General features: G+C 59.6%; 11 protein-coding genes and 1 pseudogene. 7 read left to right on the top strand and 5 right to left on the bottom strand.

The genetic code is table 11. From position 1 onward, the window contains the following. The first annotated feature begins 54 nt into the window (after positions 1 to 54). Positions 55 to 1,275 (top strand): putative DNA modification/repair radical SAM protein, encoded by a 1,221-nt coding sequence (locus tag PFLQ2_RS10380; protein WP_003183244.1) that lies wholly within the window; start codon positions 55 to 57, stop codon positions 1,273 to 1,275. Then, positions 1,272 to 2,102, top strand: coding sequence for a TIGR03915 family putative DNA repair protein (locus PFLQ2_RS10385; protein ID WP_003183242.1), 831 nt, complete (start codon positions 1,272 to 1,274; stop codon positions 2,100 to 2,102). The genes PFLQ2_RS10380 and PFLQ2_RS10385 overlap by 4 nt, the downstream gene beginning before the upstream one ends. A gap of 16 nt (positions 2,103 to 2,118) precedes the next feature. Here the strand turns inward: PFLQ2_RS10385 and PFLQ2_RS10390 are convergent, their stop codons facing one another. Together PFLQ2_RS10390 and PFLQ2_RS10395 are read right to left on the bottom strand one after the other, a co-directional pair. Next, a complete protein-coding gene (locus PFLQ2_RS10390; RefSeq protein ID WP_003183241.1) occupies positions 2,119 to 4,272 on the bottom strand; it encodes a WG repeat-containing protein in 2,154 nt (717 codons plus the stop codon). A gap of 132 nt (positions 4,273 to 4,404) precedes the next feature. Next, complete coding sequence (locus PFLQ2_RS10395) at positions 4,405 to 5,352, bottom strand: LysR substrate-binding domain-containing protein (RefSeq protein WP_003183239.1); 948 nt, start codon at positions 5,350 to 5,352, stop codon at positions 4,405 to 4,407. 227 nt (positions 5,353 to 5,579) lie between these two features. Between PFLQ2_RS10395 and PFLQ2_RS27895 the strand changes: the two are divergent. Both PFLQ2_RS27895 and PFLQ2_RS10400 read left to right on the top strand, forming a co-directional pair. Beyond that, positions 5,580 to 6,875, top strand: a pseudogene (locus PFLQ2_RS27895) (dicarboxylate/amino acid:cation symporter). 10 nt (positions 6,876 to 6,885) lie between these two features. After that, positions 6,886 to 8,400: an amino acid racemase gene (locus PFLQ2_RS10400; RefSeq protein ID WP_003183231.1), complete on the top strand. Its 1,515-nt coding sequence runs from the start codon at positions 6,886 to 6,888 to the stop codon at positions 8,398 to 8,400. Between the two features lie 77 nt (positions 8,401 to 8,477). Here PFLQ2_RS10400 and PFLQ2_RS10405 read toward each other — a convergent pair whose 3' ends face one another. Further along, positions 8,478 to 9,395 (bottom strand): AraC family transcriptional regulator, encoded by a 918-nt coding sequence (locus tag PFLQ2_RS10405; protein ID WP_003183229.1) that lies wholly within the window; start codon positions 9,393 to 9,395, stop codon positions 8,478 to 8,480. A 285-nt stretch (positions 9,396 to 9,680) separates the two neighbouring features. Between PFLQ2_RS10405 and PFLQ2_RS10410 the strand changes: the two genes are divergently transcribed. Beyond that, positions 9,681 to 10,904 carry an MFS transporter gene (locus PFLQ2_RS10410; protein ID WP_003183228.1) on the top strand — a complete coding sequence of 408 codons (1,224 nt, stop codon included), beginning with the start codon at positions 9,681 to 9,683 and terminating at the stop codon, positions 10,902 to 10,904. Positions 10,905 to 11,046: 142 nt separating this feature from the next. Beyond that, complete coding sequence (locus PFLQ2_RS27890; RefSeq protein WP_177330205.1) at positions 11,047 to 11,301, top strand: hypothetical protein; 255 nt, start codon at positions 11,047 to 11,049, stop codon at positions 11,299 to 11,301. A 48-nt stretch (positions 11,302 to 11,349) separates the two neighbouring features. On the opposite strand, the gene PFLQ2_RS10415 is transcribed toward PFLQ2_RS27890, so the two are convergent. Further along, entirely contained in the window at positions 11,350 to 11,835 is a 486-nt protein-coding gene (locus PFLQ2_RS10415) for a hypothetical protein (RefSeq protein ID WP_003183223.1), read from the bottom strand. A 105-nt stretch (positions 11,836 to 11,940) separates the two neighbouring features. Continuing rightward, the gene (gene chrA, locus PFLQ2_RS10420; RefSeq protein WP_003183221.1) at positions 11,941 to 13,296 is read right to left on the bottom strand and encodes a chromate efflux transporter; all 1,356 of its coding nucleotides are present in this window, start codon (positions 13,294 to 13,296) and stop codon (positions 11,941 to 11,943) included. A 346-nt stretch (positions 13,297 to 13,642) separates the two neighbouring features. Here chrA and PFLQ2_RS10425 point away from each other — a divergent pair, with 346 nt between their 5' ends. Continuing rightward, positions 13,643 to 15,214: a sensor domain-containing diguanylate cyclase gene (locus PFLQ2_RS10425; protein ID WP_003183219.1), complete on the top strand. Its 1,572-nt coding sequence runs from the start codon at positions 13,643 to 13,645 to the stop codon at positions 15,212 to 15,214. The last annotated feature ends 158 nt before the right edge of the window (positions 15,215 to 15,372 follow it).

Here is a 15,372-nt window from a genome sequence, read left to right as displayed (position 1 = left end):
GCATCGCCGCACATCTCAAAATACTGTGTATGCATCCAGTATCGAGACGCTCCCATGCAACTGATCGCCAAGCTTGGCATTCTTGCCGACGCTGCCAAATATGACGCCTCCTGCGCCAGCAGTGGAGCTCCGAAGCGCAGCTCCCGAGGCCGCGAGGGGCTTGGCGCCACCGATGGCATGGGGATTTGTCACAGTTACACGCCGGATGGGCGCTGTGTCTCGTTGCTGAAGGTGTTGCTGACCAATTTTTGCCTGTACGACTGCCAGTACTGTGTCAACCGCCGTTCCAGCAACGTGCCGAGGGCGCGCTTCACGCCTGAGGAGGTGGTGCGGTTGACGCTGGATTTCTATCGCCGCAACTGCATCAGTGGCTTGTTCCTGAGTTCCGGCATCATTCGATCGGCCGATTACACCATGGAGCAGTTGATTCGCGTGGCGCGGTTGCTCCGCGAAGAGCATCAGTTTCGTGGTTATATTCACCTCAAGACCATTCCGGATGCCGATCCGCTGCTAATCGAAGAGGCAGGGCGGCTGGCTGATCGCCTGAGCGTGAACATCGAGCTGTCCTCGGAAGTCAGCCTCAAGCGCCTGGCACCGGAAAAGCAGCTGACGACGATCCGCCAAGCCATGGGCACCATCCAACTGGGCCAGCAAGCCGTGGCCGGCGAGCCGCGGGCGCCCCGATTTGCCCCGGCGGGGCAGAGCACCCAAGTGATCGTGGGTGCTGATGCCACCGATGACCACGCCATCCTGAGCAACGCCGAATCGCTCTACCAGGGTTATGGCCTGCGACGGGTCTATTACTCTGCATTCAGTCCGATTCCTGACAGCCCTGCCAGCGTGCCCCTGGCGGCGCCTCCCTTGTTGCGTGAGCATCGACTCTATCAGGCCGATTTCCTCATGCGCGGTTATGGCTACAAGGCGGGTGAGCTTTTAAGCAATACCGGCAACCTGGACCTGGACATCGACCCCAAGCTGGCCTGGGCGCTTGCCAACCGGGAGGTATTCCCGCTCGATGTCAATCGCGCCGAACCCGCATTGCTGGCGCGTATTCCAGGGATTGGCCTGCGTAGCGTCCAAAGGCTGGTTGCGTTGCGCAAGGAGCGGCGGGTCCGCTATGACGACCTGGTGCAGTTGCGGTGCGTGTTGGAGAAGGCGCGCCCGTTCATTGTTACCAGCGACTACCGGCCCGCTGACGCCCAGGTGCGCAGCGGTTTGCTACGGGCGCGTTTGCGCGATCCCCAGAGGCCGGTACAGATGGGTCTGTGGGGATGATCGCATTGGAGTGTGATGACGATTTCTCCACGTGGCGCGACCAGGCGCGGACGCTGCTCGGCCATGGTATCGATCCGAGCGATGTCACATGGGCCCAAGGCCCCATGGCTGACTTGTTGGCTGTGCCGACGCCATTGCCCCTAGGTCCAGGGCCGTACCGCACGCGGGTGCCGGCGGCCTTGTTGGCTCAGCTCGAACAGGCCGGGCGTTACCAGGGCGAGCAGCGCTGGAACCTGCTGTACGAAGTGCTCTGGCGCGTCGCGCATGGCGACCGCACCGCCATGCTGGCCGGTGATCGCCTGGGCAGTGAATTGCAGCGGCGGATCAAGCAGGTCCAGCGTGAAGCGCATCATCTGCACGCCTTTGTACGTTTCATCCCGTTGCCCCCGGCGATAGCCGAGTCATTGCAGCTGGACCTGGTGTCTTTTCATGAGCCAGCCCATGACATCCTTGAAAGCGCGAGTGGGCATTTTGCCGAGCGGCTTGGCAAACAACGCTGGCTGATCGCAACGCCTCGCGACGGCATCCGCTTCGATGGCCAGCGGCTGGACTACCAGCGCCATTGCCCCGAGCAATGGCGACAATGGGCACGTCACGCCGAAGATCCCGGCGCCGAGCTGTGGCGGACCTATTACCGGCACATTTTCAACCCGGCGCGGCTCAATCCCCAGGCGCTGCGCCAGCACATGCCCGGGCGTTTCTGGCGGCACTTGCCGGAGGGCGACTTGATACCGCTACTGGTCGGCCAGGCGCGGCAAGGTAAGCAGCGGGATGGGCAGGCGCTGGAGGTGAGGGAGAAGCAAGGTAAGCGAATAATGAGTCCCTGAGTCTTGAGGAAAATCCCTACTCTTCTTCCTTCACAAGATTGCCGTCGGCGTCATAGACCAGGTACTCGTCAGAATTATTCGGGTCCCTCACGTTGTAACGGGCTTCGTTGCTGTTATCCGGGACTGTCATGCTGGTGTAGGAACCGAGCTTCTTGAACTGTTCGTTGCGTTGATTGATCAGTACCAGTCCAGATCCACTGCCGGCCGGGATGGCGGCGGCGTAGCGGGTCTGGAACGCATTGATCCTGTTGTACTCCAGCGGAACCCGCAATCTGCCGGTCAGGTCGATGGCTCCATAGCGTTGGTCACGACCGACCACCGCCATGCCGTTGGAAAACGGCTCTACCTCGTCATAGGGCAGTTTGATGGGAAGCAACGCGCCCTGGCGGTTGATAAAAGCAAACTTCTTACTTTTACCGTCCTGCACCAACAGCGGTTGTTCACTAAAAAAAACACCGATTGCGTTATAGCCCTGTGGGTTGATTCGCTTGCCTTCCAGGTCGAAAACGTCCTGGTGACTCTGGTCGGCTGAGCGGGTGTAGAGGTGATCACCGCTTTGCTCAATATAGGAGAACTGCGGTGGCAAAATCTCCCTGCCGGCCAGGGTATAAGCGCCGTAGTAACCTTCCGTGGCATAAGTTTTATTGCCGAGGCGGGCGATGAACACGTTGCCGGTTACCGTGGGATTGACGAACTTCATTGGCAGGGTGAAGCGGTGCGCCTTGGCGTCGTAGATCCCATAGGGGCCGTTGGTTTCACGCTCTACCAGCAGCAGGTCATTGTCCAATGTCTGCGATATGTACTCGAACGGCAGGTCTATGAGTTTATTGCTGCCGGCGGCGAAGTAGGCGAGTTGGCTCCGCACCTCCCGCACGTCCCGTTGTGGCTCGCTGGATTTTTCCAGCGTAAACAACGTGTAGGTATCTGCCACTCCGCCATCCTGCACTTCTCTCCAGCGCGGTTTGATTAACCATTGACCGGCCTGGTCGATGAAGCCGTAAAGACCGGATTTTCGCTCGCGGGCGATGTAACGCGGTTGCTCTGCCAGAACGTTGTGCACCTCGTCGATGACGGCGATGTTGTCTTCCATCGGATCGAGCACATGAATGACGATACGCTGAGGCGTGGACTCGAACTGGTAGTCGACCTCGGTGTTTTTCAGCGGCCCCGCCAGGGTGGAGAGATTATTGGCCAGTTGCTCCACTTGTTGTTGCACGGCCTGACTGGTCTTGAGCCGATCGAGATCCTCCTTGGTTTGCAGCAGGGCGTTGTAAAAAGCATGCATCGCCGCAATTTCGCCGTCCGAAGGGAAGGAGCGGGTGCTGTTGCCGTTGCTGTAAAGCGCCTTGCCCGAGCCGGTCAAACCCTGCACCACGAAGGTCGACATTTTGGGGATACTCAGCCGTATCGAGGCGCTGCCGTCACCCAGGGCAGTGAGCTGGAAAGTTTGGCCGTCGTCCAAGGTCACTCGTGGGTGGTCCTTGTCCAGGACGATTTTTTTGAATGCCGGATAGCTGCGGTACGCGATCGTCAGGCTGAGGCTGGCCAAGGGTTTGTTGACCGCCAATGTGATGGGGGCATCGAATGACTCGCTATCATCAGGGCCTGATTGGGGGGATACCTTGATATCGGCAAACGCTGTCTCGCTGCCGTCTCGAAAACGCAAGCGTTCTGGACGGTACTGTTCGGCCGCCGCCTCATCCGGCGAGGCGGCGCGTTTCCACAGGGGGTCAAGGTTGCTGGTGTCGAACCGCACTTCGGAACTGTCAGCAAACAATCTTTGAGCGAACCGCAGGTCATGGCTCGACGCCAGGGCCGTCTTCACTTGTGCACTGGTGAAAGGAACAAACAGCTCCTCGTACCGCAGTTCTTGGCTGCTGGCCGACTCGGTCTTGTCAACGGTCAGGCTAAATTCCGAGTCAATCACCAAATCCAGAATTCTTAGGGTTTCACCAGTGTCGTGGATCAAGTAATTCAGACGCTTTTGCGCCTCTGGCAGCGTCAGCGTGCCGATGTCTTCTATGCCTCCTTCGTTCATATCCTCGGCGCTGAAGCTTTCATCTGCCCATGTATTGCTCTGGCGAAACAGGTAGTAGGACGTAGCGCCCACCACTAACAGGATCGCGCTCAGTATCAACAGCAATCTCAAACGAGGCTGGGTAAGGTTCATTTATGGCTTCGGCGGCAAAGGGAGGGAAGTGCAGGTAGCTAACCACACCGCATTGCGGCCTGCCAGTGGTCGGGATGGCTTATTACATCGGTGTGAACCGACTATTTGCAAACAGCGTGTGAGTGAGGTGAGTCAGTCAGTATCTGCTGTCACAAATGCTGCGCTGCCCGGCCGATGCAACGAAGCTCCCTCCAACGTCTTCCAAAGCTTGCCCATCGTCGGATTACGATTGGCAATCGCGCAATATGAGCGGATCTCTAAACGCGTGCTCCACTGCTCGTCACCGGCTCGCACCAACAGCCCACGCTCCAGCTCGTCGGCCACCGCACTCTGCGGCAGCCAGGCCACGCCGTAGCCTTCAATGGCCATTCGCATCAGCAACATCGCCATGTCGGCTTCATAGCAGCGCTCCAGTGCAGTGGGGGCGGGGCCATTCTTGATGACGATGTCAGCGACGCGGCCGAGGAATGTCGTGGCTGTGTAGGCGAGATAGGGAACAGGTTTGCCGGAGCGTCCGGGCAGGCGAAACAGCGGTTCACCTTTCGGGTTGGGTGCGCACAAAGGAATAAACGCGTCGTGGCCAAGGGTCAGGCTGCCAAAGCGTTCGGGGTCCAGCAGGATCGGGGTGAGCGGGTGGTGGTAAACCATCATCAGGTCGCAACTGCCTTCTTCCAGCGCGATAACGGCGTCGTGGATGTTGGCGGCCACCACACGGGCATTAAATTGCTCGTTGTGTTGCTGGAATTGGGTGAGCCATTTCGGCAGGAAGGTCATCGACAGGCTGTGGCCGGCGGTGATCTGGATGGAGCGTCCCGGCATCCGTTCCACGTCACGCAAGGTCGAACGCAACCTGAGTAAACCAGCGAGCGCCTCTCTGCTTTCAGCGCAAAAGGTGATGCCCGCCGATGTGAGCTGGACGGGGTAGGTGCCACGATCCACCAACTTGACCCCTACCCATTCCTCAAGGGACTGGATCCGACGGGACAAGGCCGATTGGGTCACGCAACGAACTTCGGCCGCGCGGGAGAAGTTCTTCCACTCAGCAATTGCCAGAAGATCGTCCAGCCATTTGAGTTGCATCTCGAATCTCCCGCGGTCGGTGCGCCATCTTACTGCGCAATCACCGGGTTTATAGCGGCATTTGACCAACTATTCCAAAAGCGCATGGGCTGATCTGGATTACTCATCATGCCTCTGGATGCGCCCCTTAGAATCACTTTCGAAGCCACTGTGCCGCGTAGGGCATGGGGGCCGCCACTTGATTCCTGCCAAGTAAAAAACTCCAAGAACTACTTGAGGACAGAACCGTGAAGAAGAATAAGCTCCCACGTCGAATTGCAATGGGCATTGCCTTGGGCGTACTGGTCGGTTGGGCGTGTCACCATTTCGCAGGGAGCGAGCAAAGTGCCAAAGAGATGGCTGGGTACTTCTCGATGGCCACCGATATTTTCTTGCGCATGATCAAAATGATCATCGCGCCCCTGGTCTTCGCGACACTGGTGGGGGGCATCGCCAGTATGGGCAATTCCCGATCCGTCGGAAGAATCGGTGCCCGGGCGATGGCGTGGTTCGTAACGGCGTCGCTTGTATCGCTATTGATTGGGATGGGTCTGGTCAATCTGTTCCAACCCGGGGCCGGGCTGAATATGGACGTGGCCCAGCACGCGGCAGTTGCCGTGCCGGTCAATACCGGTGACTTCAGCCTCAAGGCGTTCATTGGCCATGTGTTTCCACGCAGCATCGCCGAGGCCATGGCCAACAATGAGATTTTGCAGATCGTGGTGTTCTCGCTGTTCTTCGGCTTTGCCCTTGCCGGTGTGAAACGGGCCGGATATACCCGGATCACGGACGCCATCGAAGAACTGGCGAAGGTGATGTTCAGGATTACCGACTTCGTGATGGCTTTCGCACCGATCGGGGTTTTCGCCGCCATTGCTTCGGCAATCACCACCCAAGGGCTTGGCTTGCTGGTGGATTACGGCAAGCTGATCGCGGAGTTCTACCTCGGGATTCTGATCCTCTGGGCACTGTTGTTCGGTGCCGGGTACCTGTTCCTGGGGCGTTCCGTTTGGCGGCTTGGCAAGCTCATTCGCGAGCCGATTCTCCTGGCTTTTTCGACTGCCAGCAGCGAGTCCGCTTATCCGAAAACCATTGAAGCGCTGGAGAAGTTCGGCGCCCCCAAACGCGTCTCCAGTTTCGTATTGCCCCTGGGTTACTCGTTCAACCTGGACGGCTCCATGATGTACCAGGCGTTCGCCATCCTGTTCATCGCCTAGGCCTACAACATTGAGCTGAGTTTCACTCAGCAACTGCTTATTCTTCTGACGCTGATGATCACCAGCAAGGGCATGGCCGGTGTTGCCCGCGCTTCGGTCGTCGTGGTCGCGGCCACGTTGCCGATGTTCAATCTTCCCGAGGCGGGGCTGCTGCTGATCATCGGCATCGACCAGTTCCTGGATATGGCGCGCACCGCCACCAACGTGGTGGGTAACAGCATCGCGACGGCTGTTGTCGCCCAGTCCGAGCCTCTCGACGAGACCATCGAGGACGATAACGTGCAGGCTCCCGTTCGGTCTCGATCCGCACCGGTTCCGGTTGTTTGAGGAGCGCATGATGAAGGTCAAAGCGAAGGCGAGCCACAAGGGTTCTATTGTTCGCAAGTTGGGTATCGTCGGTGGGCTTGGGTCGCTGGCCGGGGGCGATCTGTTCTACAAGTTGGTCAAGTCCCGGGCCGTGCTCGAGGATCAAGGTCGCTACCACTTCCTTTTCGAGCAGCACCCCTTCAAGGATGTGTTGCTGCCCCTGGACCAGGGCGCGAGCATGACGTCGCGCAAATTCTATGCGTTCCAGGTGTGCAAATCGTTCGAGCAAAGTGGTTTCGATGCGGTGATGCTGCCGTGCTTCGCCAGCCAGACCTTCCGCGCTGAGATCGAAGAGGAACTGGGCATTCCCGTGCTGGACATGATGGCTGCCTTGAGCCGGCACGTCCGCCGCACGGTTGCGCCCCAGGCGACACTGGGGATTATCGCCTCCGACTTCGTCCGCCATTGCGGCTTGTTCGAACGGTACTTCGCCCAGGACTTCAAGATTGTCTATCCCGACACTGACGCTCAATCGGGGCTGATGGAGGCGATGTACGGCGTTAACGGGATCAAGGACGGCCACCTGGAAGGCGTACCAATTGAGGCGGTTTACCAGGCTTGCCTTTCGCTACAAGCCCAAGGCGCAGCGGTAGTTTTGCCCGGGATGACCGAACTTTCCCTGGTCTGTGCCGACTTGCAGCGGCGCGGCATCAGCGTGCTGGACAGCAACGAGATCTACGCCGACTTCGCGACGCTGGATCAGCAACCCAGGCGTCTGTCCTTCAAGCTGGGCATCGTCGGCGGCGTCGGGCCTGCCGCCACGGTAGATTTCATGGCCAAGGTCGTAGCCAATACGCCGGCAGGAAAGGATCAGGACCACATCAAGATGGTCGTCGAGCAAAACCCGCAAATACCGGACCGAACAGCCAACCTGCTGCGGGACGAAACCGATCCGACCCTGGCGATGTACGCTGCTTGCAAACGTCTCGAAAGCGCGGGTGCGAATGCCATCGCGATTCCCTGCAATACCGCTCATGCTTTTGTCGAGCGCATCCAGGCGCACCTGCGCATACCCATCGTGAACATGCTGACCGAGACGGTGGAGTGGATAGCGCATACATACGGTACGGGCAAGGCGATAGGGCTGTTGGCGACATCCGGTACCGTGCAGAGCCAGGTCTATCATCAGGCCGCGCGTCGCGCCGGGGTTCAGCTCCTTACGCCCGGCGTCGATTACCAGGCGATGGTCATGGAAGCCATCTACGGCCCACGGGGTATCAAGGCCGGTTTCACTCAAGGGCTGTGCAAGGAGCAACTGTCTTTAGCGGCCGAGCATCTCTGCGAGTTGGGCGCGCAGGTTCTGATCCTGGGATGTACGGAGTTACCGCTGTTGTTTGAGCACTGTGAGGCGTTCAACATCAATGGGCACACGGTGACGCTCGTTGATCCAACGATGATCCTGGCGTTGAAGTGTATCGGGTTGGCAGAAAAGACCGATAAGCCGGTGAGCGTCCTGGGGAACTTGGAGGGAGTTGAAACACTGTAGTTACAGTCGAGCACAGCAGCTGTGGCGAGGTGATTTATCCCCTCGCCACGAATGGAAAACCAAGCAGCCTGAATGAATCAAACAACCTCGCGCTTGCTGCCCGGCTGTCGCAATGCCGCAATATCCCGCTTGGGCGGCGCGCCGAACAGGCGGGCATATTCTCGGCTGAACTGGGAAGGGCTTTCATAGCCCACTTTGAAGGCCGCGCTTGCCACGTCCAGGTGCTCGCTGAGCATCAGGCGTTTTGCTTCATTCAATCGCAGCCACTTTTGATATTGCAGTGGGCTCATCGCTGTGAGCTGGCGGAAGTGGTGGTGAAACGTAGGGGCGCTCATTTGCACGCGCGCCGCCAGCTCTTCAACGCGCACGGGCTCGGTGTAGTTGAACTTCAACCAGTCGATGGCCTTTGCGATCCGGTAGCCCTGGCTGTCCACGGAAGCGATCTGCCGCAGGCGGGCGGCTTGGTCGCTCATCAAAAGCCGGTAGTGAATCTCACGCTGGATCAGCGGCGCCAGTACCGGAATCGCTTCGGGCTCATCGAGCAATGCCAGCAGGCGCACGAACGGCGCCAGCAAGTCGGCCGTTGTGGTGCCGATTCCCGCGCCGATCCCGACGGGCCGATCACGGTGCGGTGCCAGGCCCCCTTGAGCGACCAGATCGGCAACCATGCGCAGATCGAGCTTCAAGACCAGCCCAAGACAGGGCGTCTCCGGGCTCGCCATCAACACTTCCGAGTTGGCGGGAATATCCAGCGAGGTCATGAGGAAGCGTCCGGTATCGTACCCGTACGCCTTGCCGCCTACCCAAGCCTGCTTCACGCCTTGAGCCACGAGCACGATGCTCGGTTCGATCATGCAAATGACGGGCGCCGCCGGGGCTTCACGGCGGAAAAAGCTGAGCCCGGCAATCGGCATTTCAAAGTCGCCTGGCTGTGGGGTGCGGGCGCCAATGAGGTCGGCGAGCGTCTCTTGTAGGGATCTGCGTTGGCTTGCCATGGTGGGGTCGGTGCCATGTTCGGTTAAGAGCTATAGGCAGGACATTAACCCGCCAAGCGAAGCGCTGCCTACACGAAATGGACGAACTCATAGGATCGGGCAAAAAAACCAGTGCATTGCGCTACCTGTGATCCAGGTCGGGCCTTGAGAATGCAATCCAACCTGACTCAGGAGGGCGTTACCCAATACGTGTTCGAACCTGCGCAGGCAACACCTGGCCTTCAGGGATCGCGAAGTGCGCCGCCGATTTTCAAGTCCACCAAGAAACTCAAAGGTCCAATGCCAATGACCGATACCTCATTGCCGAAACCACCAGGCCAACCCGCCTGGGGTGCCGTACTCGCCATGTCGCTCGCCGCGTTCGCCCTTGTTGCGTCGGAGTTCATGCCGGTCAGCCTGCTGACACCGATTGCGGCTGCCCTTCACGTCAGCGAAGGGCAGGCCGGCCAAGGCATTGCCGTCTCCGGCGCCTTCGCCTTGATTGCCAGTCTGTTCATCGCTTCGATTGCCGCCCGGATCGACCGCAAGTGGCTGTTGTCAGGATTGACGCTGCTGATGATCGTGTCTGGAACCGTGGTCGCGCTGGCTCCGAATTACACGACGTTCATGCTGGGCCGCGCGTTGATCGGCGTGGCGATTGGCGGTTTCTGGTCGCTGTCGGCCGCCACGGCCATGCGGCTGGTACCGGACGATCAAGTGCCGCGGGCATTGGCCGTCGTCAATGGCGGCAATGCCCTGGCGACGGTGGTGGCGGCACCGTTGGGCAGCTTCCTCGGGGCGATCATCGGTTGGCGGGGCGCGTTCTTTTGCATCGTGCCTGTTGCGGCGGTGGCGCTGGTCTGGCTGCTGTTACGCCTGCCCTCCATGCATTCACGAACGAAGAAAGGCAGTGGCAACGTCTTTAAGTTAATGACCCGCGCGCCCGTTGCGCTGGGCATGCTGGCGGTCAGCGCGTTCTTCATGGGCCAGTTCATGCTGTTCACGTATCTGCGACCGTTTCTGGAAACGGTGACGCAGGTGAGCGTTCCCATGCTGTCCTTCATGCTGCTGGTGATCGGAATGGCAGGTTTGCTGGGAACCTTCCTGATCGGCGCACTCCTGAAGAACGGTCTGTATCGAACACTCGTGGTCATTCCCCTGTTGATGGCTGCAATCGCCATTGCCCTGATGTGGTTTGCACAGTCGATGACGATCACGACCCTACTGCTCGGCCTCTGGGGGCTGGTGGCCACGGCAGCCCCTGTTGGTTGGTGGACCTGGCTGGCGCGAACGCTACCGGATAACGCCGAAGCGGGGGGCGGGCTGATGGTCGCCATCGTCCAGCTTGCTATCGCGGCGGGTGCAACAATGGGCGGCATTCTGTTTGACCTGAGTGGCTACCAGGCGACCTTCGAAACCAGCGCCGCCGTGCTCTGCGTTGCTGCGGTTTTGAGTGTTCTGGCGGCGCGCGCGGCCCGTCGGGATTGTTCATCGCTGCGCCGCGCAGTGAGCTACAACACGGCGGGTTGATCAGCCGCGCCGGTCCAACGCCAAAGGCAATGATTGGAATGACCATTGGGCGCCTGGAGTTGGTGGCACATTGATATCTTGGTAAGCTTCGCTCAACGATCAGTCGAGTTGATTAGTTGTGGCTACCGAGAGAATTTCTCAATTGGAACAGGCCCTTATGGCGGTGATCGCTGCTGCCGGAAAAATGGGCATCAGCAGCGATGAGCTGTGCGCACAAGCGGTGGGTGGGTTGATGGCTGATCATTACTGGGGTTGGGCCGATGCGCGGTACGCAAACGGCGCGGCTGACGAGATCGACAACGCCCTGAGTGTTCTGCTGGGACGGCAAACGGCAGGGGCAACGCGAAGGGAGCCTGTTGATCCCGTGCCCGAATCGGCCACACGGATCAGCCTCTAGTCGGTGTTGCGCTACAACAGTGGGCAGTCTCAGGGCTGCCCATTCGCGTTATAGCCCCAGGCCTTCCTCGATCAATGACAGCAGCGCGTCCTCGTCCAACGCCACGGGGTCGGGCTGTTTTCCGGCCGAGCGCAGCGCCTGGATATGCCACAACGATTCGCCATGCTCGCCCAATGTCCGTAAAAGACAATGCTCCTGTCCTTTCATGTGGATCTCGATGCAGCCGTCTCCTTTGGCCGAGAAGCGCGCGATTGGGTCAAGGGTGATGCGTCGATGGTTGCCTTCGATGATCAGCTGATCGATGGCGTAGTGGTACGTCGAACTGCTGGAATGGCTTTCGAACACGTGGGTAGGGTTGCGCCGGATATCCAGGCCGGCCTCGCACACCGGCGCCAGCCACGTTTCGATCTGACGGTACAGCTCGTAGACCTGGGCGGGCCAATGTTCGATTGCCAGGTCGGCGCAATTGTCGGTGTCGGCACGGGTTTGCTGGGTTTGCCTCAGTTTGGCCGCTAGCTGGTCTGCCTTGCTCATGTCGATTCCCTGTCTTGATGATAGGTTGAGCTTAGCCGATGAGGGGGGGATGGCATTTGCGCTGGGTCATGAGGCGATCTCGCAATCGTGGTCGCCACCGTCTCCCTAGCGCAGCAAATGCACCGCCAACCCGGCCAACCCGCACGCCACCAATACTTGGATAACGCCGCGCTTGTAGCGAAACAGCGCAATGGCCGCGGCAAGGGCAATGATTGCTGACGGCCAGTCCAGCGCGCCGGAAAATCCTTTGGGCCACAGCACGTGATAGCCGAAGAAACAGGCGAGGTTGAGGATCACCCCGACCACCGCGGCGGTAATCGCGGTCAGCGGAGCAGTGAATTTCAACGCGTTGTGGGTCGATTCGACCAATGGGCCGCCGGCCAGGATGAACAGAAACGAAGGCAGGAACGTAAACCAGGTCACCAGCGTGGCCGCCACGGCGCCAGCGAGGAAGGCCTGTTCGGGGCCGAACACCTGCATGACATAACCCCCGACAAAACCGACGAACGCCACGACCATGATCAATGGCCCGGGCGTGGTTTCGCCCAAGGCCAGGCCGTCGATCATCTGCGTCGGCGTCAGCCAACCGAAATGTCCGACGGCGCCCTGATACACGTAAGGCAAAACCGCATAGGCGCCACCGAACGTCAGCAGTGCGGCCTTGGTAAAGAACCAGGCCATTTGGGTCAGCGTCCCGCTCCAGCCGAACAGTGCCGTCAGCAGCCCCATCGGCAATACCCAGAGCAGGGCACCGATGACAACCAGCCGAGCGAGTCTGAAGGCGCTGAAACGGGCGTGATCCGGGGTTGGTGTGTCGTCGTCGATCAAGGCCGGGCCGAAGGATTGCTCCTTGGCATCGTGACCGCCCAGGCTGAATTTCCCTGGAGCCCAGCGTCCGCCGAAGTAACCGATGACAGCCGCACCTAGCACGATCAGCGGGAACGGGAGGTTAAAAGCAAATATCGCGGTGAATGACGCCGCAGCGATCGCCAACAGCCAACCGTTCTTGAGTGCACGGGAGCCGATACGGTGGGCGGCATGCAACACGATGGCCGTCACGGCCGGTTTGATGCCATAGAAAACGCCTGCCACTATCGGCACTTCTCCGAAGGCGACGTACAGCCAGGACAATGCGATGAGGATGAACAGCGAAGGCAGGACAAACAACGCCCCTGCGATGACCCCGCCCCAGCTGCGGTGCATCAGCCAACCCAGGTACGTTGCCAACTGCTGGGCTTCAGGTCCCGGTAACAACATGCAGTAATTGAGCGCATGCAGGAAGCGCCGCTCGGAAATCCACCGTCGGCGCTCCACCAGTTCCTGATGCATGATCGAGATCTGTCCCGCCGGCCCGCCAAAACTGATGAAGCCCAGCTTGAGCCAGAACCAGAAAGCTTCTCGCAGGCTGACGGTCGCGGGACGAGTCAGGGGGGCGTCGACGGTTTGGGGCGGTCTGTTCATGGTCGGCGGGGGCGCTTGGCAATCAAAGGCGATCTAAGTTAGGGGGCGTTACGCAATTTAGATAGCCCCCGGCGAGGTTTGCTTGTAAAAAACAGCTCTTCGAAACCGTGAAATACGAGGTTGAATCATCATCGACGGATCATCCCGTTTTGCGCAGTCGCCCCAAGGAGCCAATCCCCCGCCACACACCGGTTTCAGCGGCGTTGGGGTTTGATTTTGGATCCACTCCGCCACCCATCGGCTGCGCAACAAAGGCAAATTGCCGCCTCACAAACGGTAGGATAAGCTCACGGATATTGGGGGCTTTGGGCGAATTGCTCATGCTTTGTCCTCTTCAGGAATTCGCTTGCCAGTCCCCATCATCGATCCGTTCCACGCCCCTGGCGGTAACCTCAAACGCCTGCCTTTACTCAAGGCAGCGGTGACGTTTATCGCTGCGGTGTGCCTGTGCCTTTGTGGTTTGCTCTACCTGCAGTTGGAGCAGTCCCGTCGTTATGACTTGCAATCGGCCCGTATCGCCTCGGCCAACCTTACCCGGGCCATGGCGCAGCAGGCCCAGGACACGTTTCTTCAGGCCGATCTGGTCCTCGCCAGCCTGGCGGACTGGATTCAGGTCGATGGGTTCGGCCCGACGACACAGCCACGCTTGCAACAAACCTTTGCCCGGCGCGTGCAGTCGCTGGAGCAATTGCACGGTTTGTTCCTGTTCGATAAGAACGGTCACTGGGTCACCACCTCTTTCGAATATTTGCAAAGAGGGGCGGGGGTGGCGGATCGCGAGTATTTCACTTTCCACCAACAGAACGCGTCCTTGATCGGCCATGTCGGGCCGGCGATTCGCAGTCGCCAGAACGGCGATTGGATCATCCCGATTTCACGACGCCTGAATGACCAGGACGGCAACTTCCAAGGCGTGCTGATGGCCGGGATCAAGATGTCGTACTTCGATCGATTCTTCAAAAGCTTCAGCCTGGACGATCAGGGTGAGATGAGCCTGGCGTTGTCCGATGGGACATTGCTGGCACGCCGGCCCTTCGATGAGGCGCGGATTGGTCGTCCGCTGGCGGAAGAGCATATTTTCAAGCATGACCTGGCAACGGGGATGTCTGGCGATGCAATGATCCGGTCTGACGTTGACGGCATTGTCAGGCTGTATGGGCATCAACATCTGCAGGCTTATCCGCTGGTCGTCACCGCCGCCATGTCCGAAGACGCGATTCTGGCAGGCTGGCATGACAGGGCCTTTCAATCGAGCCTCATCGTGGCCCTGGTGGTCCTGGGGATTTGCCTGTTCGGCTGGGTATTCGTACGCCAGGTGCGCAACAGCGAGCGGATCGAAGCAGACCTGCGCGAGGCCCAGCAAGCGCTGGAACTGATCGCCACCCATGACAGCCTGACGGGCCTGGCGAACCGGCGATTGTTCGAGCGCGCGCTGGACATCGAGTTTGGGCGCGGTGCCCGCCAGCGCAGCCCGCTGAGCCTGATCATGGTCGATATCGATTTCTTCAAGCGCTACAACGACACCTACGGGCATGTCGCCGGGGACCATTGCCTGGCGCAAGTGGCGACGGTGCTCAAGGACTGCTGCCATCGCAAGGCTGACCTGGCGGTGCGTTACGGTGGCGAAGAATTCGCGGTGTTGCTGCCAGATACCAATCTTCACGGGGCCATGGCGCTGGCCGAGCAGATCCGCCATAGGATCATCGACAAGCACATCGCCCATTCCGGCTCTCCCACCGGTTTCCTGACGGTGAGCCTGGGCTGCTATGCCTTCGTGCCCAGCAGCCTGGACAGCGTCGAGGTGTTTATCCAACGGGCCGACGCGGCGCTTTACCAGGCCAAGCACAGCGGCCGCAATCGTGTGGCAGTGTTGTCGTTGGAAGGCGGGCTCGATGCGCTGGAACGCTCGGATCGCTGAGATCGGTTGGAATCATCGACGGTTCGTGGCGGTCCATTGCTCAGGACTTCGCTGGCGAAACGCCGGAGCGTGCAGGCCTTGTCGCAATCTTGCGAACTCGCCAACGACTCTCGCCGTGCTCACCGTCGAAGCCAGCGTTGACAGGATAGGAGCAGGCC

This window comes from Pseudomonas fluorescens Q2-87, from assembly GCF_000281895.1.
Taxonomy (GTDB): Bacteria; Pseudomonadota; Gammaproteobacteria; order Pseudomonadales; family Pseudomonadaceae; genus Aquipseudomonas; species Aquipseudomonas fluorescens_S.
This window is presented reverse-complemented; position numbering and strand designations above follow the sequence as displayed.

Bases quoted from the DNA above. Each gene is read 5' to 3' on its own strand.
- PFLQ2_RS10380 (WP_003183244.1), top strand. From the start codon at position 55: ATGCAACTGATCGCCAAGCTTGGCATTCTTGCCGACGCTGCCAAATAT.
- PFLQ2_RS10385 (WP_003183242.1), top strand. From the start codon at position 1,272: ATGATCGCATTGGAGTGTGATGACGATTTCTCCACGTGGCGCGACCAG.
- PFLQ2_RS10390 (WP_003183241.1), bottom strand. From the start codon at position 4,272: ATGAACCTTACCCAGCCTCGTTTGAGATTGCTGTTGATACTGAGCGCG.
- PFLQ2_RS10395 (WP_003183239.1), bottom strand. From the start codon at position 5,352: ATGCAACTCAAATGGCTGGACGATCTTCTGGCAATTGCTGAGTGGAAG.
- PFLQ2_RS10400 (WP_003183231.1), top strand. From the start codon at position 6,886: ATGAAGGTCAAAGCGAAGGCGAGCCACAAGGGTTCTATTGTTCGCAAG.
- PFLQ2_RS10405 (WP_003183229.1), bottom strand. From the start codon at position 9,395: ATGGCAAGCCAACGCAGATCCCTACAAGAGACGCTCGCCGACCTCATT.
- PFLQ2_RS10410 (WP_003183228.1), top strand. From the start codon at position 9,681: ATGACCGATACCTCATTGCCGAAACCACCAGGCCAACCCGCCTGGGGT.
- PFLQ2_RS10415 (WP_003183223.1), bottom strand. From the start codon at position 11,835: ATGAGCAAGGCAGACCAGCTAGCGGCCAAACTGAGGCAAACCCAGCAA.
- chrA (WP_003183221.1), bottom strand. From the start codon at position 13,296: ATGAACAGACCGCCCCAAACCGTCGACGCCCCCCTGACTCGTCCCGCG.